Source organism: Sphingomonas sp. Leaf339 (assembly GCF_001426195.1).
Lineage (GTDB): Bacteria > Pseudomonadota > Alphaproteobacteria > Sphingomonadales > Sphingomonadaceae > Sphingomonas.
This window is the reverse complement of the sequence record NZ_LMRS01000059.1, coordinates 84583-105213: the sequence shown is the minus strand read 5'-3', so window position 1 is coordinate 105213 and position 20631 is coordinate 84583. Positions and strand designations below refer to the sequence as shown.

Genomic DNA, 20631 nt, shown 5'->3' with positions numbered 1-20631 from the left:
GCCAGCGACTTGGTCGCATCACAGGCCGGACAGATGGCAGCATCCGACTAAGTGTCAGACCCTCAATAAACCGCTTGCAACCGAAGGGGCGTCCACAGATGGAAAGCGGCCTGTCCGTTTTCGGGCGGCGATCGCGGAAAGTCGCCGTTCGTTTAGATGGCGGGGCAGAGGGTCAAGTCCCCGGTTTCTGGTGGGAAACGGCCCGTCCGCTTTGGGGCAGTGAGCCTCAAACCAGCCAGCTTCGTCGTCAATCACGTAATGATGCACGATACGCTGAAACAACGTCTCCCCAATTGAGACCAAGGCGCGACAATTGTGGTACATGACAAGCTCATCGCTCCGTCCCTTGCAAGCCAGGCCAGGTGCGACAAGCGCTGCTACCAATGCCGCATCCGCATTGAGATCATGTTTGGCAGGCTGAAGGACTGGGGCCGCGTCGCCGCTCGCTACGACAATCGCGTTACCACTTTCTTCTCCGCCATCGTCCTCGCGGCCACGGCCATCTTCCGGTTCCAGCTAACGAGTACTGGCCCTAAATGACCCTCTGACTAATCAATAAATCCACAACGTCTGGAGATGATAACGTCGACAGATCTCCAAGATTGTGTGTATCTCCCTCTGCAATTTTTCGAAGAATCCTTCGCATGATTTTGCCTGAGCGTGTTTTGGGCAACATAGGCGCAAATTGAATTGCATCGGGGCTGGCTATCGGACCGATTTCTCGCCGAACCCAGGAACGAAGATCATTTCTCAGTTCGTCCGAAGCCTCTTCTCCGACGTTGAGCGTGACATACGCGTAGATGCCTTGGCCTTTGACGGCGTGCGGCCTGCCGACGACCGCGGCTTCGGCTACCTTCGGGTGGGAGACGAGCGCGGATTCGACCTCCGCAGTGCCCATACGGTGGCCGGAGACGTTGATGACATCGTCGACGCGGCCGGTAATCCAATAATAGCCGTCGGCGTCGCGGCGGCAGCCGTCACCGGTGAAATATCGGCCCAAATAGGTAGTAAAATAGGTCTGGAAAAAGCGATCGTGATCGCCCCACAAGGTGCGCATCTGGCCCGGCCAGCTATCGGCGATACAAAGATTGCCTTCTGCCGCGCCGGTCAGCACCGCACCCTCGGCATCGACCAGCAGCGGCAGGACGCCGGGCAACGGTTTGCTCGCAGATCCCGGCTTCAGGTTGGTGGCGTGAGGTAGTGGAGAGATCAAGATGCCGCCCGTCTCCGTTTGCCACCACGTGTCGACGATCGGGCAGCGTCGCTCGCCGACGACGCGGTGATACCAGTCCCACGCTTCCGGATTTATCGGTTCGCCAACGGTGCCGAGCAAGCGCAGCGACCGGCGGCTGTTGCGCGTTACCCAATCGTCACCTTCGCGCATCATCGCGCGAATGGCGGTCGGCGCGGTGTAAAAGATGTTGACGCCTAGTCGGTCGATCGTTTCCCAAAAGCGGCCGTGGTCGGGGTAGTTTGGTACGCCATCGAACATCACGGTCGTCGCGCCGTTCGCGAGGGGGCCATAGACAACATAGCTGTGGCCGGTGACCCAGCCGACATCGGCCGTACACCAGAAGACCTCTTCGTCGCGATAGTCGAACACGTCGCGGAACGTCGTTGCCGTCCAGACGGCATAGCCACCGGTGGTGTGCAGCACGCCTTTCGGCTTGCCGGTCGAACCCGAGGTGTAGAGGATGAACAGCGGGTCCTCCGCATTCATCGGCTCGGGCGGGCAGTCCGGTGCGGCGGCGGACAGCAGCGCATCGTACCAAAGGTCTCGGCCCGCAGTCATCGCGACATCGCCGCCGGTGCGGCGGACAACGATCACGCGTTCAACCGACGGGCATTGCGCGAGCGCCATGTCGACGTTCGCCTTGAGCGGAACCCGCTTGCCGCCGCGGCACCCCTCGTCGGCGGTCACGACCAGTCGGCAGTCGCAATCCTGGATGCGATTGGCGAGACTGTCGGGAGAGAATCCGCCGAACACAATCGAATGAATTGCGCCGATGCGTGCGCAGGCCAGCATCGCCACCGCGGCTTCGACGATCATCGGCAAGTAGAGCGTCACCCGGTCGCCCTTGCGCACGCCTTGTTCCTTGAGCACGTTGGCGAAGCGGCAGACGCGGTCGTACAGATCGCGATAGGTGACGGATTTCGTCTCGCCCGGCTCATCGCCTTCCCAAACGATGGCGGGCTGTTGGCCGCGGGTCGCCAGATGGCGATCGAGGCAGTTGGCCGAAAGGTTCATGGCGCCGTCGCCGAACCAGCGGATGCGGAAGTCCTTTTCGTCGAACGAGGTGTCCTTCACCTGGGTATAGGGGACGATCCAGTCGATGCACCGCCCCGCCTCGCGCCAATAGGCCTCGGGATCCTCGGCTGCGGCAGCATGGCGGCGTTCGTATTCGGTCGTATCGATACTGCCGGCACGCGCGGTGGCAGGGTAGGTCGCGTCGGTCATGATGTCTCCGGATGCGTGGCCGTCATCGCACAGCCGATGGGCGTTGCGACGACGGCGGGGATCGGCAGATGCCGGTCGATGTGTCGGTTCAGAAGAATAGAATGGCACCGGCCGCCAGCGCGTCGGAATCGGCGTCGTTGCCGTTGTGCGACTTCGACATGGTGTGGGTATATTCCCCGATCAGGGTCACCCAGCTGGTCAGGCCATAGCGAAGCTGGCCGACATAGCTCGAGTTGCGCCGGACGAGGTTCGAGATCGCCTCGCCATCGGCGCGGTCGAGATTGCTCTGCCCGTAGCTGGCACCGGCAGTGAATTTGCCGAAGCCGAGTGTGCCCTGGACGTAATAACCGTCGCTATCGCGCTTGCGCCCCAGCGCATCGGTGGAGAGCAGGAACAGGCCGATCGTGCCGACGCCGGAGCCAGTGTAATAATACCCCGTGAGGCTGGCGTTGGCATAGGATAGCTTGGCACCGAGATCGAGCGCCTTGCCGGTATATTCGGGCAGCGTGGCGGTTGCATCATGCTTCTGCACGAGCCCACTCAGCCAGGCGTGCATGCCGAAGCCGCCGTCGACCGGCACCATGTCGTACGTCACCTTGGCCTGGAAGCCGGGGCTGTCGTTGACCTCACTGAAGCCCACCGTCGTCAGGGGCTGGAAGATGCCGCCCGACACCTGCAACCCGCCGAACTTGGGCGAGGAATAGGTGATCTGCGGCTGGAAGTCGGTGTAGATGTAGCCGAGGCCGATGCGGCCCAGCGAGGTGTTCGACGGCGCGGCGTTGCCCGATGCGGTGCCGACGGCGAGCAGCGTGATGTCGTTGAGGATCGCGTCCGAGCCGAACAGGCCGATGTCGCGGCCGATCTTCACTTCGCCGAAATTGGCACGGCCGAAGGTCAGATAGGTCTGGCGAGCGTCGATGCCCGACGTCTGAAGCGCGGCGGGCGATCCGCCGCCGTTGGCGCCGGCATTGCCCAGATTGCTGTTGATGCCAGGATACAGGCCGAAATGCGCGCCGACGTCCCAGCCGCCCTGGTTGGTCGAAACCTCGACCTTCAGGAAGCCCGGCAGCAGGCCGTTGCGGATCGAGGAAGAATTGTCGCCGACGGTGGCCAGACCGCCGGCGACGGTGTTCGCCGGGATCGCGCGGTCGCCGCTGTCATGGACGTAGAAGCCGTTCACCGAGCCGGAGAATTTCAGCGCGACGTCGCCGACCATCAGGCCGACGCCCGAATCGGTCATCCGCACCATCTTCTTGTCATCGAGCCGTTCGGCGGCCGCCTGCTGCGTCGCCTCGCCCTGCGCGACGGCGGCGTTGACGGTCGGCTGGCCGGTCGCAACGGGGGCGGCCGCCTGCGTGGACTTCCGCGCGACCAGCGCGTCATATTCGTCGCTGGTCAGGATCCCCTTTTCCTTCAGCCGCAGCAGCAGTTCGTCGGTGGCGTCCTGCGCCTGCGCCGGCGATGCCGCACAACACATCAGCGCCGCTCCGGCGACCGCGCTCAGCAGCTTGCCCGTTCGGTTCATATCCGTCCTCCCCTGTTCGCGAGACCATCGGTCGAGGCCCTTGGGCGAAAAGCTGACGGATGACGGGGGCGGGCGGAATTGGACTTTGGAGAGGCTCAGGGAGCGATGGCGACACCCCATGGCGCCCTGCCCGCGGGGATGGTGGCGGTCACCGTATTGGTCTTTAGGTCGATGACCGATACGTCATCGCTCAGCCCGTTGGCGGTGAAGGCGCGGGTGCCGTCCGCATCGATCGCCACCTGCCAGACGCGCTGGCCGACAGGTATGTAGCCCGTCACCTTGCGCGTCGCGACGTCGATGATCGCGACGTGATTGGCGCGGCCGAGCGCGACGAGTGCGCGTTTGCCATCGGGCGTGAAGCGGATGCCGACCGGCAGCACCTTTTCGGGCGCGATCCCGGGCGGAGCGAAGGGGATCGTCTCGACCACCTTGTGCGTGGCGGTATCGACGATCTGCACCGTGCCGCCAATTTCTGCCGAAGACCACAGCCAGCGGCCATCGGCGGTGAATTCGGCATGGCGCGGGCGCGCGTCGACGCTGGTTTCGGCGATCGGTTTGCGGCTGGCGATGTCGATCCAGTGCAGCGCATTGTCGGTTTCCGACGTCGACACCGCGGTCCTGCCATCGGGACTGACCGCCATGCCTTCGGGTTCGACGCCGACGACGATCTGGAACGCGACGGCGCGGCGCGGCACGTCGATCGCGGTGACCGTCGCATCGCGCTCGTTGGAGGCGAACAGCAAGGTGCCGTCGGGCGACAGCGCGAACGTCTCCGGGTCCTCGCCGGAGGGCAGGTCGGCGACGACCCTGCCGGTGGCACGGTCGATCACCTGCACCGCATTGTCGTCGCTGGCGCAGACGTACAGTTGCTTGCCGTCGCGCGACAGCGTGATGCCGCGCGGGCGCTTGCCGACCGGCCAGGTCGCGACCGGTTTCAGCGTCGCGCCGTCGATGACGGTGACCGAATCGCCGCGTTCGTTGGTGACGTAGATCGTCTCGGCGGCGGCCGGGGCGGCGAGCATCGCCGACAGGGCGAGGAGGGGGAGCGTGCGCATGGCCGACAGGATAGCAGCGACCGTTGCGAACGCCCCTCCTACCAAAGTGCAATGGGGTTTCCGGCGCCTGTCCGTACGATCCCGGCCGAGTAACCGCGCATGGCGGTCGTTCGGGAGAGATGTGGTATGGCGTATCGTGGATCACGGCTGATATTCGCCGCATCCGTGCTGGTCGCGGCAGGTTCGATCGGCGCCAATCTGCTCGCGCACGGCAACGTCGTCCCACAGGCGGTCGACACCAGCGCGCTGCCCGACATCGCCGGCGGCAACGATGTCTTCGTCACCAAGAACCCGTATCGCGCCGACCCCAAAGTTTATGCGACCGCGCAGAAGATCGGCCAGAGCGCCTATGGCCAGAATTGCGCGCGTTGCCACGGGCTGGAGGCGATATCGGGCGGGATCGCGCCCGATCTGCGCTACCTCGAAAAGGGCGAGGATGGCGACGAATGGTATATGGAGCGTTTCCACAAGGGGTCGGCGCGCGACGGCAAGGTCTATATGCCGCCGATGGGCGACGTGTTGGGGCAGAAGGCCGGGTGGGCGATCCGCTCGTGGCTCGACACCAAGCGCGAGGAATAGGCGGGTGATCGGGCGCAGGGGATTTCTTGCCGGGGCGCTGGCGAGCGCGTTGCTGCCGGGTGCCGCCGCGGCAGTGTCGTTCAACAAGGTGAAGGCGGCGGGCGTGATGCGCGTCGCCGTCTATCGCGATTTCGCGCCCTGGTCGTGGCGGCAGGACGGCAGGCTGGTCGGCATCGACGTCGATTTCGCCGAGGCGCTGGCCAAGGCGATCGGCGTGCGCGCCGAACTGGTCGACTTCATGGCGGACGAGGATGTCGGCGACGACCTGCGCAACATGATCTGGCGCGGGCCGCTGATCGGCGGATCGGCGGCCGACCTGATGATGCACGTCCCGTACGATCGCGCCTTTTCATTGGCCAACGATCGTGCCGTGTTCCTGGCGCCTTATTACCGCGAGGGATTCCAGATGGCGTGCGGGGTCGACACCGACTGCGAGGTCGCGCCGCCGCAGCTGAAGGGCAAGCGGCTGGTCGCGGAACTCGATTCGATTCCGGATTTCTATCTGTCGGGCAGCTTCGGCGGCGTGCTGCGCAGCGACGTGCAGCATCTCACCAGCGGTGACGCCGCGCTGACCGCCGTGAAGGAGGGCAAGGCGGATGCGGTCCTCGCCACCCGCGCCCAGGTCGAACATGCGCTGATGGGCGGCAATACGAAGGTGAAAGTGCGACACGGACCGTTGCCCGCGCTGCCGTCGCCGGGCTGGGACGTCGGGCTGGCGGTGAAGGACGACAGCCGCGATCTGGGCGACGCGCTGGAGCGTGCGGTCGCGGGGTTGCAGAAGGACGGCACGTTGGCGGCGATTTTCGCAAAATACGGCGTGACCCCGAAGCCGGCGTTGAGCGCGGGGTAGGGTGGACTCAAAAGCCTGCCGAACTTCCCCGTCACGCTGGGCGCGTCCGGCGACGATCCTCTTCGGACGTGTACCGGTCCTATGCTCCCGCCGTCGCGCGAGCGCATGTCATGACGGGCAGGACCCTATCCAGGGTCGAAGGGGGTAAGCACCGACTTGTTCCGGGGCCATGGTTCCGCACAGGCAATGCTGTTGGAGTGCGGCGCGGCGGACCCCGGACCCCGTCCGCAGTGACGGAGTGGTCGGGACACGTTCGAGCCTGGGTTCGCATGGCGTTCGTCGGCCCCCGATTCTCAGCGAACTCTCATAGTGCCAAGGTAGCATTTGGACCGTCGCCACTGCGGTTTAGTCTCCACGTCAGATAGCCCGACCGATCCACCGGAATCGGGCAATGGGGAGAGACCGCATGATCCGACACCGCACCCGCTTCGCCTTGCTGGCAGGCGTAGCGCTATCGACCGGCGCACTGGCCGCCGCCGACAAGCCCGCGACGCCGACCGCAGCCCCGGTCGCCGCCGCCGGTGCAGGGCCTACCGACGCCGACCTGATGAACGATGCAGCGACGCCGGGCGACATCCTGACCTATGGCATGGGTCCCAAGGCGCAGCGGTTCAGCCCGATGGCGCAGATCACCACCGCCAACGTCAAGAGCCTCGTCCCCGCCTTTTCCGCGTCGCTCGGCGGCGAGAAGCAGCGCGGCCAGGAATCGCAGCCTCTGGTCTATGACGGCACGATCTACGTCACCGGATCGTACAGCCGCCTGTTCGCTTTCGATGCGAAGACCGGTGAGGAGAAGTGGCAATATGACGCGCGCCTGCCGGACGGCATCATGCCGTGCTGCGACGTCGTCAATCGCGGTGCCGCGATCTATGGCGACAAGGTTATCTTTTCGACGCTCGACGCGCATATGGTCGCGCTCAATCGGACGACGGGCAAGGTCATCTGGAACAAGAAATTGCAGGATTACGCCGCGGGCTATTCGAACACGGCCGCCCCGATGATCGTCAAGGGCAAGGTGATCTATGGCAATTCGGGCGGCGAATTTGGCATCGTCGGCCGCATCGAGGCGCGCGACGTCAACACCGGCGAGCTGATCTGGTCGCGTCCGACGATCGAGGGCAATGTCGGCGAGCTGAACGGCAAGCCGTCGACGATGACCGGCAAGCTCAACGCCACCTGGCAGGGCGACCAGTGGAAGACCGGCGGCGGCGCGACGTGGCTCGGCGGCACCTACGATCCCGAAACGAACCTCGTCTACATGGGTACCGGCAACCCGGCACCGTGGAACAGTCACCTGCGTCCGGGCGACAACCTGTATACCGCATCGACGCTGGCGCTGGATCCCGACACGGGCGAGATCAAGTGGCATTACCAGACCACCCCGCACGACGGCTGGGACTTCGACGGCGTAAACGAGTTCATCCCGTTCGATCAGGGCGGTCGCAAGCTGGGTGCGAAGGCGGACCGCAACGGCTTCTTCTTCGTGCTCGACCGGACCAACGGCAAGTTCGTTTCCGCGACCCCGTTCGTCAGCAAGACGACCTGGGCGAAGGGCTACACCAAGGCCGGCCGGCCGATCTACGACGATACCAACCGTCCCGGTCCGCCGACCGCAGAAAAGGGAACGACCGTCTTCTCCGCGCCGGCGTTCCTGGGTGCGAAGAATTGGATGCCGATGGCCTACAGCCAGCAGACCGGCATGTTCTACATCCCCAGCAACGAATGGGGCATGGACATCTGGAACGAACCGATCGCCTACAAGAAGGGCGCGGCGTATCTGGGCGCGGGCTTCACGATCAAGCCGCTGTACGAGGACCACATCGGCGTGCTGCGCGCGGTCGATCCGAAGACGGGCAAGATCGCGTGGGAATACAAGAACAAGGCGCCGTTGTGGGGTGGCGTACTGACCACCGCCGGTAATCTCGTCTTTACCGGTACGCCAGAGGGGTTCCTAAAGGCGTTCGACGCCAAGACCGGACAGGAATTGTGGAAGTTCAACACCGGTTCGGGCGTCGTCGGTTCGCCGGTGACATGGGAACAGGACGGCGAGCAATATGTCGCCGTCATGTCCGGCTGGGGCGGCGCGGTGCCGCTGTGGGGCGGCGAAGTCGCCAAGGCGGTGCAGCACATCAACCAGGGCGGCGCGCTCTGGGTGTTCAAGCTGCCGAAATCGTGATGAACGAATGGGGGGCGTCGGCAACGGCGCCCCTTGGCTCCGGCCCGTCAGACGCGCTAGGCTTGCCGCAGGGGAGAGGGGGCAGCGTGGAACGTGTCCTGATTGCGGACGATCATCCGCTCGTACGCGACGGATTGCGGACGGTGATTTCGGTCGCGTTCGACCAGACCGAATTGTTCGAGGCATCGTCGATCGCCGAAGCGCAGGCGGTGATCGAGCGGGAGGGGGATTTCGACCTCGTCCTGCTCGACCTCAACATGCCCGATGCCGATGGCTTCGCGGGGCTGGCCACGTTGCGGACGCGCTTTCCCTCGGTGCCGATCGTCATCGTGTCGGGCGCGGTCGAGGGCGGTCTCATCAGCGCTGCGATCGCGCACGGTGCGGCCGGCTTCATCCCCAAATCGCTTAAACGCAGTGCGATCGTCGCCGCGATCCAGTCGATCCTGGCGGGCGACGTGTTCATGCCCGAGGAATTCCGCGTCGGATCGGGCGACAATGGCGAAGGCGCCGATATCCGTCGCCGCATCGACACGCTGACCCCGCAGCAGCGCGTCGTGCTGGGGCTGGTCGTCGCGGGCAAGCTCAACAAGCAGATCGCCTATGAACTCGAAGTGTCGATGACGACGGTGAAGGCGCATGTTTCGGCCGTCCTTGCCAAGCTGAATGTCTACAGCCGCACGCAGGCGGTGATCCTCGCCAACAAAGTGCATTTCGTCGGCGCGTCGCGGGGCTAGATCCCGCCGGTCCCGCCACTCCTGCTGGTCAGCTGCGCCAGCAGCGCGCGCAGCTGCGCCGGCTTCACCGGTTTTTGCAAGACGTGCAGCCCCTGCGCGATCAGCGCATCCCGCAGCGCCGGCATGCGGTCCGCGGTGATGATGACCGCCGGCACCGGACGACCGAGATGGGAACGCAGCCGCGCGACTGCGGTATCGCCGGTAACACCCTCTTCCAGATGATAATCGGCGAGGATCACGTCGATCGCCGCGGTATCGGACGGAGAGGCGGCGCGTGCGGCATCCTCGTCCAGCGCGGTGACGACGTGGCACCCCCAGCCTTGCAGCACGGCGCGCATCCCGTCGAGGATCGTCTGTTCGTTGTCGAGCACCAACACCGCCCGCGCGCCGATGCCGCGGCTGCTGGTCACCGTCACCGGCGTGCGCGACTGGACGCCGACCGCGGCGAGCGGTGCGGCGACGGTAAAGGTCGACCCCGTACCCGGTTCGCTTTCCAGTCGGATCGGGTGGCCAAGCATGCGCCCGGCACGCTGCACGATCGCCAGGCCCAGGCCGATACCCGGCCCGTTGCGTCCGTCCAGCCGGCGGAATTCCTCGAAGATTTCGGCATGGTGGCGCGGATCGATGCCGGGGCCGGTGTCGCTGATCGCCATGCACACCTCGCCGCCGACGCAATGCGCGGTCATCCGCACCTCGCCCGTCATCGTATAGCGCAAGGCGTTCGACAGGAAGTTCTGGAGGATGCGGCGCAGCAATCGTGCGTCGGAACGCACCCAGATCTCGGTCGACGCCACCACCAGCGACAGGCCGCGCTCGTCGGCGGCATGTGCATATTCGGCGCGCAGGGCGGCGAACAGATCGTCGAGCGGCACGTCGACGATCTCGGGCGTGATCGCGCCGGCGTCGAGCTTCGAGATTTCGAGCAGCGCCTCGAGCAATTGCTCGATCGAACCGAGCGCCGAGGCGGTCTGGTCGACCAGGATTCGGTTCGGTGGGGCAAGCCGGCGCGTACTGAGCGCGGAGACGAACAGGCGTGCGGCGTTGAGCGGTTGCAGCAGATCATGGCTGGCGGCGGCGAGGAAACGCGTTTTCGACAGGTTCGCCTGTTCGGCCGCGGTCTTCGCCTCGCGCATCGCAGTCTCGGCGGCGACGCGTTCGCTCACCTCGCGTTGCAGTTCGGCGGTGCGTTCGGCGACGCGGCGTTCCAGCGCCTCGGCGGCGCGCAGCCGGTCGGTGACATCGTCGAAGCCGATGACCATGCCGCCGCCGGGCATCGCCAGCCGCCGGACCTCCAGCGACCGGCCATCGGCGAGGCGGCGGATCTGCGACACCTCGCGCGCCTCGGCGTGTTCGTCGATCCAGCCGAGCGTGTTGATCGCATCGGCACGTGGCAGGACCAGCTTGCACCGCTCGACCAGCGCGTGATGATCGGCGATCTGCGCCCGCGCGCGCGCCGGGTTCAGCTGGAGCAGCGCGAGCAGCGGCCCGTTCCACGCGAGCAACGCGCCGCCGCGATCGAAGACGCAGACGCCCTGCGGCATCGCATCCAGCGTCGATTGCAGCACCACCGCACGCTCCGCCGCCTCGCGTGCCCGCTGCCGCGCCTCGTCCGCCTTCAGGTCGGTGATGTCGGTGTAGACGCCGACGATGCCGCCTTCCGACGTGCGGCGTTCGTTGACCTGGATCCAGCGCCCGTCCGCCAGCGCGATGACATGGCCGCCGCCCGCCACCTGATGCTGCGCGACGCGTTCGGATATCCAGCGATCCGGCGCGATCATCGCGCCCAGCGAGCTGCCGGTCGCGCCGATCCGCCCGGCGATCTCGTCGAAGCTGACGCCCGGCACGATCTCGTCCGCGATCGCCGGCCACAGCGACCGATAGGTCTGGTTGCACAAGAGCAGCCGGTCGTCGGCGTCGAAGATGGCAAAGCCTTCGTTGATCGTCTCGATCGCGTCGCCCAGCCGGCTGCGCGCGCTGTCGGCGGCATCGCGGGCATGCGCCAGCGCAGCATTGGTCGCGGCCAGGTCGGACAGCGCGCGCTCCAGGTCGGCGGTACGGTCGCGGACCTTGCTTTCCAGGCTGATCGCGGTTTCGAAAACCGAAAAGGCATTGCCCTGAAGATCGGTGGAGCGTTCGACCCGGCCCATCAGCGAAGCGTTGATCCGGGTCAGCTTGGCAACCTGCGTCTCCAGCGCCGCGACCCGTGATTCGGGATCGTCGGCAAGGTCGTTGGCGGGACTCAGCATGGGATACGCCCGATCGCCAGCCCGCTGAACGTCTGGTTGACGTGCAGGCCGTGGAACTGTTCGCCATAGGTATTAAAGCCGACGACGCCCTTGGCCGCGAACAGACGCGAGACCGCCTGACGCAACTGGCGCTGTTCCATCTCGACCGAATTGAGGACGCAGTCGAAGCCGAGGACATGGTCGATGCCGCCGACGCTGTCGTCCAGATCGTCGAACAGGCGGTTCAGCCCACCCATGATGTCGCCCGCCTCGCCCAGCGTCAGCACGATGCCCTCGTCGATCGCGCAATAGAAGGTGAGGCTGCCGTCCGGATTGGCGGTCTGAATCGAGCGGACGTAATATTCGCCGCCGGCGCGGACCATCGGCGGATGCGTCGCGAAGACTGCGGGGCCGAGGTCCTCGACCCGCGCGCCGACCAGCCGGGCATATTCCGCCGCGGCGGGCTCGGCGTTGATCTCGTGGACGGTGCGCAGGTCGGTGTTGGCGGCGGTGATGACCATCTTGATGCTGCCGGGGCCGTAATGCTGCGCGCGGAACGCCTTCAAAGGGCGGCGAGACGACAGCAGCGCGACGATCGCGGCATCGCGGCGGAAGCGGCCGTCGTACAGGACGAAGGTCTCGCGGAAATCGAGGCCGTCGCCGGACGATCCGCCGACCAACGGTACCTCGCCCAGCGCATCCTGCAAGGTCAGCGTCAGCATCTCCTCGCGATGCGACAGGCCGTCGACGAGGAAGACGCCGGCATGATGCGTCATGTCCATGTCGCGCGTCGCTTCATTGGCATCGGCGACGAGTGCACGCAGCACCCGCTGCGCCTCGGCGGCGTCGAACACGTCGAGGTTTTCGAAACAGGTCGCCGACAGGCGGAAATCGCCGATCGGGAAACCGATCGCAGTGATCGTGCCTTCGTCCAGTCCGTCAGGCGTGATCTCGCCCGACGAGGTGCAGCCGACGATCGTCAGCCCGTCGGATCGCGAACCGATCGCCTCGGCCAGCACATCGAGCGGATAGCGGCTGGAGCAGAACAGGATCATTCCGCTGAGTTCCGGCACGTCGAGATCGCGGAACAGTGCGCGGATCGCAAGTTCGGGATCGTCGATGCGGGTGGACGCGACACGGATGGGCATGGCGGGGATCATGTCATCGCGCTTCGCCAGCGTCATCCCTTCATTGTCCCCGCGCGGGTTCGCCGGCCCTGTCCAGCGCGTCGGCTTCGTCGTCGGTGAACACGCGACTGCGCACGATGAAGCGTACGCCCTCCGGCCCCTCCAGCGAAAAGCCGGCGCCGCGGCCGGGGACGACGTCGATCGTCACCTGCGTATGCCGCCAATAGGCGAATTGCGCTGCGCCGATCCATACCGGCACGTCGCCCGCCGTGCCGACGTGGCCGAGCAGCACGTCCTGTCCGCCGACGCGGAACTCACCGGCCGGGTAGCACATCGGCGCCGACCCGTCGCAGCAGCCGCCGGACTGGTGGAACATCAGCGGGCCATGCTTGCCCGCCAGCATGGCGATCGTCGCGTCGGCCTGCGGCGTGGACAGGATACGGGGTGGGGGCATCATGCGCGGGTCTCCTGAAACGGAAAGAGCGGCGGACCCGAAGGTCCGCCGCAAGCTGCCCCGCAGGTCGCGGGAAAGGGGGAAGGCTCCCCGCAGGGCAAGGGAGAGATCAGAAGAAGCCGAGCGCCTTCGGGCTGTAGCTGACCAGCAGGTTCTTGGTCTGCTGATAGTGATCGAGCATGATCTTGTGGTTTTCGCGCCCGATGCCCGACTGCTTGTAGCCACCGAAGGCGGCATGGGCGGGGTAGGCGTGATAGCAATTAGTCCACACGCGCCCGGCCTGGATGCCGCGACCCATGCGATAGGCCGTCGTCCCGTCGCGCGACCATACGCCGGCACCGAGGCCGTAGAGTGTGTCGTTGGCAAGGGCGAGCGCGTCGTCGGCGTCCTTGAACGTCGTCGCGGCCACGACCGGGCCGAAGATCTCTTCCTGGAACACGCGCATCTTGTTGTGGCCCTGAAGGATCGTCGGCTTGACGTAATACCCGCTGCCCAGTTCGCCTTCGAGGGTGGCGCGCTCGCCGCCGGTCAGCACCTTGGCACCTTCGGCGCGGCCGATGTCGAAATAGCTCAGGATCTTTTCGAGCTGGTCGTTCGACGCCTGCGCACCGATCATCGTCGTCATGTCGAGCGGGCTGCCGGCACGGATCGCCTCGACGCGGGCGACGCATTTCTCCATGAACTTGTCGTAGATCGATTCCTGAATCAGCGCGCGGCTGGGGCAGGTGCAGATCTCGCCCTGATTCAGCGCGAACATCGTGAAGCCCTCGACCGCCTTGTCGAGGAAATCGTCATCCTCGTTCATGACGTCGGCGAAGAAGATGTTGGGCGACTTGCCGCCCAATTCCAGCGTCACCGGGATCAAATTCTCGGTGGCGTATTGCATGATCAGGCGCCCAGTCGTCGTTTCGCCGGTGAAGGCGATTTTGGCGATGCGCTTGTTCTGCGCCAGCGGCTTGCCGGCCTCCACGCCGAAGCCGTTGACGACGTTCAGCACGCCCGGCGGCAGCAGGTCGCCGATCACATCCATCAGCACCATGATCGACATCGGCGTCTGTTCGGCGGGCTTCAGCACCACACAATTGCCGGCGGCGAGCGCGGGGGCAAGCTTCCACACCGCCATCAGGATCGGGAAGTTCCACGGAATGATCTGGCCGACGACGCCCAGCGGTTCGTGGAAGTGATAGGCGACGGTGTCGTGGTCGATCTCGGACAGCGACCCTTCCTGCGCGCGCAGGCAGCCGGCAAAATAGCGGAAATGGTCGATCGCCAGCGGCAGGTCGGCGGCGGTCGTCTCGCGGATCGGCTTGCCGTTGTCGATCGTCTCGACCATCGCGAGCAGCGACAGTTTCTCTTCCATCCGGTCGGCGATGCGGTTGAGGATCAGCGCGCGTTCGGCGGGCGCGGCACGGCCCCACGCATCCTTGGCCTTGTGCGCCGCATCGAGCGCCAGTTCGATATCCTCGGCGGTGCCGCGGGCGATCTGGCACACCGTCTTGCCGGTCACCGGCGACGGATTGTCGAAATACTGGCCACGGACGGGAGCAACCCAGTCACCGCCGATGTAATTGTCGTATTTGGGACGAATCGCGACCTGGCCCTTCAGCTGGTCTAGCGCTTGTTGCAACATGGCATCCTCCTGATCTTCGTCGCGAACTGTCTGCCTCTCGTTCCGCGTGCGCCATTGCACCAAAGGCCGATTGCGCCGGATCGCCCCATCCGGCTGAGACGGCAGGGTAAAAGGAGAACCGTATCATGAAGCTTGCACATGCCGCCGCCGCGCTGCTGGCGCTGACCGCGACCCCCGCCTTCGCCAAGGAGATCGTGGTCAAGATGAAGAACCAGGGCGCGGCGGGCGCGATGGTGTTCGAACCCGCGTTCGTAAAGGCGATGCCGGGCGATACCGTCCGCTTCGTGCCATCCGATCCCAGCCACAATGCCGAGACGATCCCGACGATGCTGCCCGCCGGCGTCGTGTCGACCAAGGGCGGCATGAACAAGGAATTCGTGCTGCCGGTGAAGACGCCCGGTCTCTACGGGATCAAGTGCATGCCGCATTATTCGATGGGCATGGTGGCGCTGGTGCAGGTCGGCAACGGGCCGTCGGCGAACCTTGCCGCGGCCCGCGCGGTCAAGCTGCCGCCCTTCGCCGCCAAGCGGATGACGCCGATGCTCGCGCAGGCCAAGTAGGATGCCCGCCGCTTTGCTGGTGAGCTATCCGGCGACCGAGGGCGCGCGGTTCGACCGCGATTACTATACCGCCACCCACCTACCGCTGGTACGCGAGACATGGGCGCCGCATGGTCTCACCGAGGCGATCGGCATGTGGCCCGACGACGACGCGCCGGCGCATGTCGCGGTCGCGTTGCTGACGTTCCGCGATGCCGCGGCGCGCGATGCGGCGCTGGCGTCGGCAGAGGCGGCGGCGGTGTTCGGCGACGTGCCGAACTTCACCGACATCCAGCCGGCGGCGCAGCGGCTTACCGTCGCCTGACCGTCGCCCGATACGGCGCGACCGGGACGAGGCCGCGTCCCAGGTCGCGCCAGCCATCGCTGCCTTCGGCGAACCAGCGCACCTGCGTGTAGCCGGCGCGGCGCAGGCGCAGTGCGGCGTTCCAGCTCATCCAGCAATCCGCCAGGCAGAAGACGACGATCGGCGCGCGGGGCTGCGCGGCGGCGAGGGTGCGGACGCCATCGAGGAACCAGCGTGCGATCGCGGGATCGGGAACGCCGCGGCCCGCTTCGGGAAACCAGTGCGCCCGTGGGATCGACACCGCCGGTCGGGCAAGCCGCCACATGCCCGTCGCCGTATCGCGCACGGCGCCCTCGGCCGGAACGACATCGATCAGCACGGCCCGGTCACCGAGCGCCGCGACCGCCGCCGCATTGATCTGCGGCACGCCGGGCGGCGGGTCGGGAACCACGCCGCGATAGGCGGCGATGCGATAGCCGCTGACCGGATCGAATGCCGTATCCTGAACGGGCGCGACGACCAGAGCGGCGAGGGCAAGCAAGCGACCTGATACCATGGTGCGATGGTAGCGGCGTGGCGGCAGGCGTAACCCCCTACCTTGGAATGACACGCTGGACCATGCTCGCGCCGATCGCGCTTCTCGCCACCCCGGCCGCCGCCGCGTTGCCGAAGGACCCGCTCGCCTCGCCGATGTGGGAATTCGTCGGCGATCAGGTGTTCGGGGCGAATGCCGTCGTCCGCTTCGATCCGCGGGTAAAGGTCAGCTTTCCGACCATCGCCGAGAACCAGCGTGTGTTCCCGGTGCAGGTCGACGCCCGCGATATTCCCGACGTCGTGCGGATGGTCATCATGGTCGACCTGAACCCGATCCAGCTGCCGCTCGATTACCGGCTGGAGGACGCCGACGCGTTCGTCGCCGCGCGCATCAAGCTGGACCAGCGCACGCCGGTGCGCGGCGCGGTGCAGCTGAAGGACGGCAGCTGGCTGGTGTCGGGCGGCTGGATCGACGCGGCGGGTGGCGGCTGTTCGGCACCGCCGGTCAGCCGGGTGAAGGGCGACTGGTCGCAGCATCTGGGCGAGGTGCGCGGTGGCCTGTGGCAGCAGGACGGCGCAGTGCGGCTGCGGCTCGCATTCCGCCACCCGATGGATACGGGCCTGGTCGACAACATCGCGGCTTACTACCTGGACGAACTCGCCGTCGCCTCGTCGACGGGCCGTCCGCTCGGCAAGCTGACGTTTCAGGCGGCGATGGCGGAGGATCCGGTGATCTCGCTGCAACCGCATCTGCGTGACGGCGAGAGCATCCGCTTCGACGGCCGCGACACCAATGGCATCGAATTCCGCGGCAGCGTGGAGCAGGTCCGCTGATCGACCGGCGCCACCTGCTGGGCGGCATCGCGGCCTTGTTCGCCGTGCCGGCCGCCTCCGCGCCGCTCACCTACGTGCTGGTGCCGGAGCCGGTTGCCGACGGCATCTGGCTGATCCGCGGCGCCGACGAGGATATCCGCCAGTCGAACGGCGGTGCGATCGCCAACATCACGGTGATCGCCACCGATGCGGGCGCCGTGCTGGTCGATGCGGGGCCGTCGCTGCGTTACGGCCGGCAACTGGCCGAGGTTGCCGCCAAGCTGGTCGGCAAGCCGGTGACGCGGGTGTATCTGACCCATCTGCATCCCGATCATACGTATGGCGATGCCGCTTTCGATCCCGCCGCGATCGCCGCGACGCCGGCACTGATCGCCAGCCTGAAGGCGGAGGGCGGGGGATTTGCCGACGGCATGTACCGGCTGCTCGGCGACTGGATGCGCGGCACCGAATTGCGGCTGCCCGGCCATGTCGTCAGCACGCCGGACGAGATGGTGGGGGCGCGCAAGTTCCGCCTGCTGCCGCTCGCCGGACATAGCGCCGCCGATCTCGCGTTGCTCGATACGCGAACCGGAACGCTGGTCGCCGGCGACCTCGTCTTCCACGATCGCGCACCCTCGACGCCGCACGCCGACCTGCCGCGCTGGCGGACATCGCTCGACGCATTAAAGGCGCTCGGCCACACCCGCGTCATCCCCGGCCACGGACCGCTCGACGCGACGCCAAATGCCGCAATCGACCAGACGCGCGACTGGCTGGACTGGCTGGACGGCGCGCTCGGCGACGCCGCGGGCCGGGGGCTCGACATGGTCGAGGCCGGCGCGATGCCGATCCCACCCCGCTTCGCCGCGGTAAAGGAGGCGCGCTACGAATTGCAGCGGTCGGTCGCCCATCTGTATCCGGCCTTCGAGGCGCGCTGGCCACGGGTCGACAGGCGTTAGGAGATACGCGCCGCCGCGATGATACCGCCGCCGTCGCTCGCCTGCACCAGCACGACACGACGCCAGCGCGATGCCGGCGGCAACATGACCCGCACCGCGTCGCCACTCCACCGGCCGATCGCGCGCAGGCCGCGCACGACGTTGCGATGGGGCAGGATACGGCCGCTGTTCTCGCCTGCGCCGATCGGCACCAGCACCGTGCGCGGATCGTACTGCACCAGCCACAAGGTCGCCGGTCGCGCGGTGCGGCGATCCGCGCCGACGACCAGCGCCGCGCCCGATCGCCGAATCGACGGACCGGGATCGGCCGGCTCGGCATTGCGGATCGCGCGCGCCATCTCGGCGGGGTCGCGTCCGGTGATCGCGATCCGGCCGTTGACCAGCACCTGCGGCGTCGCCAGTTGGCGGTGGCCGACGATCGCATAGCGCCGCTGCCGTTCGGTGAACGCAGGCTGCCCGAACCGGTCGTGCCAGCCGAGCGCATCCCAATAGGTGACCGAAAAGCTGAGCGCGATCACATCGGGCCGGTCGGCGAGCGCATTCACCACCGCCTGCGCCGGCGGGCAGGCGGCGCAGCCCTGCGCGGTGAACAGCTCCACTACGGCCGGGCGCGGCAACGGAGCGCTTGCGGATAGCGATAGGCTGATGCCCGCGAGCCAGAGCCTGTGCATCGCGGCAGGCTCTGCCTCCGATCCCGCGCACGCAATGGTACCAAAGTGTCAGGCGCGGCGGGCGGCATCGGCGGCTAGGACAGGCTCATGATGCGGGGGTGGGTGACGCGCCGGGACCGGTTGCCGTTGACGGCGGCGTTCGCGCTGCTGGCGTCGATCGCGACGCTGGCCGTGCTGTTCCTCCACACCGCCGACCGGGGCGCGACGCTGTTCGACAGGGCAGCGCTGAGCCAGGCGCAGTTCGGCGACGTGCTGGCGATCCACGCCGCCGCCCAAGCCGGCGATGCGCCTGCGGTCGCCGCCGCGCTGGCGCGCTACCGGGCGGACATCGCTGCGGAAAGCTGGCTGATCGGCGGCGGCGGGCAGCATGACGAACGGATCGACGCGGCGGCGATGGCGGCGCTCGCCGGAGCGCAGCCGCCGCGGCTCGAAGCGCTGTCGCGGCTGGTCGCGGCGGCGACCGCACGCGAGCGGGCCGAGGCCGATGGCACCGCGCGGCAGATGGCGGCGCTGCGATCGCGCAGCCGTGGCTTTGCGCTGCTGCTCGCCGCCTGCGCCGCGTTGTCGGCGCTGGTCGGTGCGGCCGGGCTGCGCCTCGCCAACCGCCGGCTGGAGCGGGCGGTCGCCGACCGGACGGCGCGGCTGGTCGGCGTCGATGCGTCGCGGCGCCTGTTCTTCGCGAAGGTCAGCCACGAACTGCGCACGCCGGTGACGGTGATGCGCGGCGAGGCGGAGGTGGCGCTGGCGACCGGACCCCGGGATGCGGCGGCGCTCGGACTCGCCTTGCGCGAGGTGGTGATGCAGAGCGAACAGCTCGACCGCCGTATCGGCGAGTTGCTGGCGCTGTCGCAGGCCAACGACGGCAGGTTGGCGCTGGACGATGCGCCGTTCGATCTCGGGAAAATCGTCGCCGGTGCGGTGGCCCGCACCCACCGGCACGCCGCCTCGCACGGCGTCCGGCTCGCGGCGGCCCCCACGTCGCACGTGTCGATACGCGGCGACGCACGCTGGCTGGAACAGGCGCTGGTGGCGGTGATCGACAATGCCATCAAATTTTCGGGCGAGGGCGATGTCGTTGACGTCAGCCTGAAAGGACATGGCGCAACCGCCGAAATCCATATCGCGGATCGTGGCTGCGGCAGCCTGCCCGAAGCGCTGCCACGGCTGTTCGACGCCTATTACCAGACCGACGAGGGGCGCGCCCGCGGCGGCAGCGGACTGGGGCTGGCGCTCGTCCGTTGGGTGGCCGAGCGCCATGGCGGCACCGCCCGCGCCGCCGTCCGCGATGGCGGCGGCTGCATCGTCACGCTCGTGCTGCCGGTGACGGCATGAACGTGCTGCTGATCGAGGACGATCCCGGCATCGGCCGCTTCGTCAGCCGCGGGTTGACCGCGCGCGGCTATCGTGTCGCCTGGGAACGGGACGGATCGCGCGCGCCGGCGCTGCTGTCGGGTGGTGCCTTCGCCGCGGTGCTGCTCGACCTCGGTTTGCCCGACGGCGACGGGCTGGCGCTCACCCGGCGGCTGCGCGCGGCGCAGAATGCGGTGCCGATCCTGATGCTCACCGCGCGCGGCGCGTTGCAGGACCGGCTCGACGGCTTCGCAGCCGGGGCGGACGATTATCTGCCCAAGCCGTTCGCGTTCGATGAGCTGCTCGCACGGCTGGCGGTGATGGTGCGACGGGGCAGCGCGGCGGCGGTGCCGCTGCGTTTCGGTGCGCTGGAGCTGGCTCCGGCAAAAGCGGGGGCCACCGTCGATGCGCGTATGCTCCCGCTCAGCCGGCGCGAATATCGGCTGCTGGCGGCGCTGGTGGAGGGGCGCGGTGCGGTGATCCCGCGGGCAGCGCTCGCCACCGCGATCTGGGGCGATGCGCCGGTCAGCGACAACGCGCTCGACGTCTATGTCGGTTACGTCCGTCGGCGGCTGGCGGAACATCCGCACGCGCCCGCGATCGTGACGGTGCGCGGGATCGGCTTTCGCCTCGCCGATCCCGCCTGAC

Annotated in this window: 19 protein-coding genes and 1 pseudogene; 11 read left to right on the top strand and 9 right to left on the bottom strand. The window is 67.1% G+C overall.

Annotation, left to right across the window (positions count from 1 at the left end; translation table 11 throughout):
* Positions 1–366: 366 nt before the first annotated feature.
* Positions 367–540, top strand: a pseudogene (locus ASG67_RS17180) (transposase); the annotation flags it as partial.
* Here the strand turns inward: ASG67_RS17180 and acs are convergent.
* The 3 genes from acs to ASG67_RS17165 all read right to left on the bottom strand — a co-directional run bounded on the left by acs (position 533) and on the right by ASG67_RS17165 (position 5038).
* Positions 533–2458, bottom strand: a complete 1926-nt coding sequence (gene acs / locus ASG67_RS17175) for an acetate--CoA ligase (protein ID WP_056532695.1) — start codon at positions 2456–2458, stop codon at positions 533–535. The pseudogene ASG67_RS17180 and the gene acs sit on opposite strands and share 8 nt — an antisense overlap.
* An 88-nt stretch (positions 2459–2546) precedes the next feature.
* The gene (locus tag ASG67_RS17170) at positions 2547–3983 is read right to left on the bottom strand and encodes a porin (RefSeq protein WP_056532691.1); all 1437 of its coding nucleotides are present in this window, start codon (positions 3981–3983) and stop codon (positions 2547–2549) included.
* Positions 3984–4078: 95 nt separating this feature from the next.
* A complete protein-coding gene (locus tag ASG67_RS17165) occupies positions 4079–5038 on the bottom strand; it encodes a PQQ-dependent catabolism-associated beta-propeller protein (protein WP_056532688.1) in 960 nt (319 codons plus the stop codon).
* 126 nt (positions 5039–5164) lie between these two features.
* Here ASG67_RS17165 and pedF point away from each other — a divergent pair, with 126 nt between their 5' ends.
* From pedF to ASG67_RS17145, 4 genes are all read left to right on the top strand, one after another.
* The gene (gene pedF, locus ASG67_RS17160) at positions 5165–5617 is read left to right on the top strand and encodes a cytochrome c-550 PedF (protein ID WP_056532685.1); all 453 of its coding nucleotides are present in this window, start codon (positions 5165–5167) and stop codon (positions 5615–5617) included.
* Positions 5618–5621: 4 nt separating this feature from the next.
* Positions 5622–6467 carry a substrate-binding periplasmic protein gene (locus ASG67_RS17155; RefSeq protein WP_056532681.1) on the top strand — a complete coding sequence of 282 codons (846 nt, stop codon included), beginning with the start codon at positions 5622–5624 and terminating at the stop codon, positions 6465–6467.
* A gap of 406 nt (positions 6468–6873) precedes the next feature.
* Positions 6874–8643 carry a methanol/ethanol family PQQ-dependent dehydrogenase gene (locus tag ASG67_RS17150; RefSeq protein WP_082543618.1) on the top strand — a complete coding sequence of 590 codons (1770 nt, stop codon included), beginning with the start codon at positions 6874–6876 and terminating at the stop codon, positions 8641–8643.
* Positions 8644–8729: 86 nt separating this feature from the next.
* Positions 8730–9377 carry a response regulator gene (locus ASG67_RS17145; RefSeq protein ID WP_056532679.1) on the top strand — a complete coding sequence of 216 codons (648 nt, stop codon included), beginning with the start codon at positions 8730–8732 and terminating at the stop codon, positions 9375–9377.
* On the opposite strand, the gene ASG67_RS17140 is transcribed toward ASG67_RS17145, so the two are convergent.
* The 4 genes from ASG67_RS17140 to adh all read right to left on the bottom strand — a co-directional run bounded on the left by ASG67_RS17140 (position 9374) and on the right by adh (position 14813).
* Positions 9374–11623, bottom strand: coding sequence for a NahK/ErcS family hybrid sensor histidine kinase/response regulator (locus ASG67_RS17140; protein WP_056532676.1), 2250 nt, complete (start codon positions 11621–11623; stop codon positions 9374–9376). The genes ASG67_RS17145 and ASG67_RS17140 overlap by 4 nt on opposite strands.
* Entirely contained in the window at positions 11617–12750 is a 1134-nt protein-coding gene (locus ASG67_RS17135) for an FIST N-terminal domain-containing protein (RefSeq protein ID WP_235535276.1), read from the bottom strand. Before ASG67_RS17135 ends, ASG67_RS17140 begins: the two co-directional genes overlap by 7 nt.
* Positions 12751–12790: 40 nt before the next feature.
* Complete coding sequence (locus ASG67_RS17130) at positions 12791–13186, bottom strand: DUF779 domain-containing protein (RefSeq protein ID WP_056532670.1); 396 nt, start codon at positions 13184–13186, stop codon at positions 12791–12793.
* Between the two features lie 106 nt (positions 13187–13292).
* Entirely contained in the window at positions 13293–14813 is a 1521-nt protein-coding gene (gene adh, locus ASG67_RS17125) for an aldehyde dehydrogenase (RefSeq protein ID WP_056532721.1), read from the bottom strand.
* Positions 14814–14938: 125 nt separating this feature from the next.
* Here adh and ASG67_RS17120 point away from each other — a divergent pair, with 125 nt between their 5' ends.
* Both ASG67_RS17120 and ASG67_RS17115 read left to right on the top strand, forming a co-directional pair.
* Positions 14939–15373 carry a pseudoazurin gene (locus tag ASG67_RS17120; RefSeq protein WP_200940827.1) on the top strand — a complete coding sequence of 145 codons (435 nt, stop codon included), beginning with the start codon at positions 14939–14941 and terminating at the stop codon, positions 15371–15373.
* Between the two features lies 1 nt (position 15374).
* The gene (locus ASG67_RS17115; protein WP_056532664.1) at positions 15375–15677 is read left to right on the top strand and encodes an EthD family reductase; all 303 of its coding nucleotides are present in this window, start codon (positions 15375–15377) and stop codon (positions 15675–15677) included.
* Here ASG67_RS17115 and ASG67_RS17110 read toward each other — a convergent pair.
* Positions 15664–16212 (bottom strand): rhodanese, encoded by a 549-nt coding sequence (locus tag ASG67_RS17110; protein WP_056532661.1) that lies wholly within the window; start codon positions 16210–16212, stop codon positions 15664–15666. The two genes, ASG67_RS17115 and ASG67_RS17110, sit on opposite strands and share 14 nt — an antisense overlap.
* A gap of 62 nt (positions 16213–16274) precedes the next feature.
* Here ASG67_RS17110 and ASG67_RS17105 point away from each other — a divergent pair, with 62 nt between their 5' ends.
* Positions 16275–17024, top strand: coding sequence for a quinoprotein dehydrogenase-associated SoxYZ-like carrier (locus tag ASG67_RS17105; protein WP_056532718.1), 750 nt, complete (start codon positions 16275–16277; stop codon positions 17022–17024).
* Positions 17021–17962 carry a quinoprotein relay system zinc metallohydrolase 1 gene (locus ASG67_RS17100; RefSeq protein ID WP_056532657.1) on the top strand — a complete coding sequence of 314 codons (942 nt, stop codon included), beginning with the start codon at positions 17021–17023 and terminating at the stop codon, positions 17960–17962. Before ASG67_RS17105 ends, ASG67_RS17100 begins: the two co-directional genes overlap by 4 nt.
* On the opposite strand, the gene ASG67_RS17095 is transcribed toward ASG67_RS17100, so the two are convergent.
* Positions 17959–18633, bottom strand: coding sequence for a DUF1223 domain-containing protein (locus ASG67_RS17095; protein WP_082543616.1), 675 nt, complete (start codon positions 18631–18633; stop codon positions 17959–17961). The genes ASG67_RS17100 and ASG67_RS17095 overlap by 4 nt on opposite strands.
* Before the next feature lie 87 nt (positions 18634–18720).
* Between ASG67_RS17095 and ASG67_RS17090 the strand changes: the two genes are divergently transcribed.
* Complete coding sequence (locus ASG67_RS17090; protein ID WP_056532651.1) at positions 18721–19965, top strand: sensor histidine kinase; 1245 nt, start codon at positions 18721–18723, stop codon at positions 19963–19965.
* The gene (locus ASG67_RS17085; RefSeq protein WP_056532649.1) at positions 19962–20630 is read left to right on the top strand and encodes a response regulator transcription factor; all 669 of its coding nucleotides are present in this window, start codon (positions 19962–19964) and stop codon (positions 20628–20630) included. The genes ASG67_RS17090 and ASG67_RS17085 overlap by 4 nt, the downstream gene beginning before the upstream one ends.
* The last annotated feature ends 1 nt before the right edge of the window (position 20631 follow it).

Bases quoted from the DNA above. Each gene is read 5' to 3' on its own strand.
- adh (WP_056532721.1), bottom strand. From the start codon at position 14,813: ATGTTGCAACAAGCGCTAGACCAGCTGAAGGGCCAGGTCGCGATTCGT.
- ASG67_RS17120 (WP_200940827.1), top strand. From the start codon at position 14,939: ATGAAGCTTGCACATGCCGCCGCCGCGCTGCTGGCGCTGACCGCGACC.
- ASG67_RS17105 (WP_056532718.1), top strand. From the start codon at position 16,275: ATGCTCGCGCCGATCGCGCTTCTCGCCACCCCGGCCGCCGCCGCGTTG.
- ASG67_RS17115 (WP_056532664.1), top strand. From the start codon at position 15,375: ATGCCCGCCGCTTTGCTGGTGAGCTATCCGGCGACCGAGGGCGCGCGG.
- ASG67_RS17135 (WP_235535276.1), bottom strand. From the start codon at position 12,750: ATGCCCATCCGTGTCGCGTCCACCCGCATCGACGATCCCGAACTTGCG.
- ASG67_RS17130 (WP_056532670.1), bottom strand. From the start codon at position 13,186: ATGATGCCCCCACCCCGTATCCTGTCCACGCCGCAGGCCGACGCGACG.
- ASG67_RS17085 (WP_056532649.1), top strand. From the start codon at position 19,962: ATGAACGTGCTGCTGATCGAGGACGATCCCGGCATCGGCCGCTTCGTC.
- ASG67_RS17165 (WP_056532688.1), bottom strand. From the start codon at position 5,038: ATGCGCACGCTCCCCCTCCTCGCCCTGTCGGCGATGCTCGCCGCCCCG.
- ASG67_RS17090 (WP_056532651.1), top strand. From the start codon at position 18,721: ATGATGCGGGGGTGGGTGACGCGCCGGGACCGGTTGCCGTTGACGGCG.
- pedF (WP_056532685.1), top strand. From the start codon at position 5,165: ATGGCGTATCGTGGATCACGGCTGATATTCGCCGCATCCGTGCTGGTC.
- ASG67_RS17140 (WP_056532676.1), bottom strand. From the start codon at position 11,623: ATGCTGAGTCCCGCCAACGACCTTGCCGACGATCCCGAATCACGGGTC.
- ASG67_RS17150 (WP_082543618.1), top strand. From the start codon at position 6,874: ATGATCCGACACCGCACCCGCTTCGCCTTGCTGGCAGGCGTAGCGCTA.
- ASG67_RS17095 (WP_082543616.1), bottom strand. From the start codon at position 18,633: ATGCACAGGCTCTGGCTCGCGGGCATCAGCCTATCGCTATCCGCAAGC.
- ASG67_RS17110 (WP_056532661.1), bottom strand. From the start codon at position 16,212: ATGGTATCAGGTCGCTTGCTTGCCCTCGCCGCTCTGGTCGTCGCGCCC.
- ASG67_RS17170 (WP_056532691.1), bottom strand. From the start codon at position 3,983: ATGAACCGAACGGGCAAGCTGCTGAGCGCGGTCGCCGGAGCGGCGCTG.
- acs (WP_056532695.1), bottom strand. From the start codon at position 2,458: ATGACCGACGCGACCTACCCTGCCACCGCGCGTGCCGGCAGTATCGAT.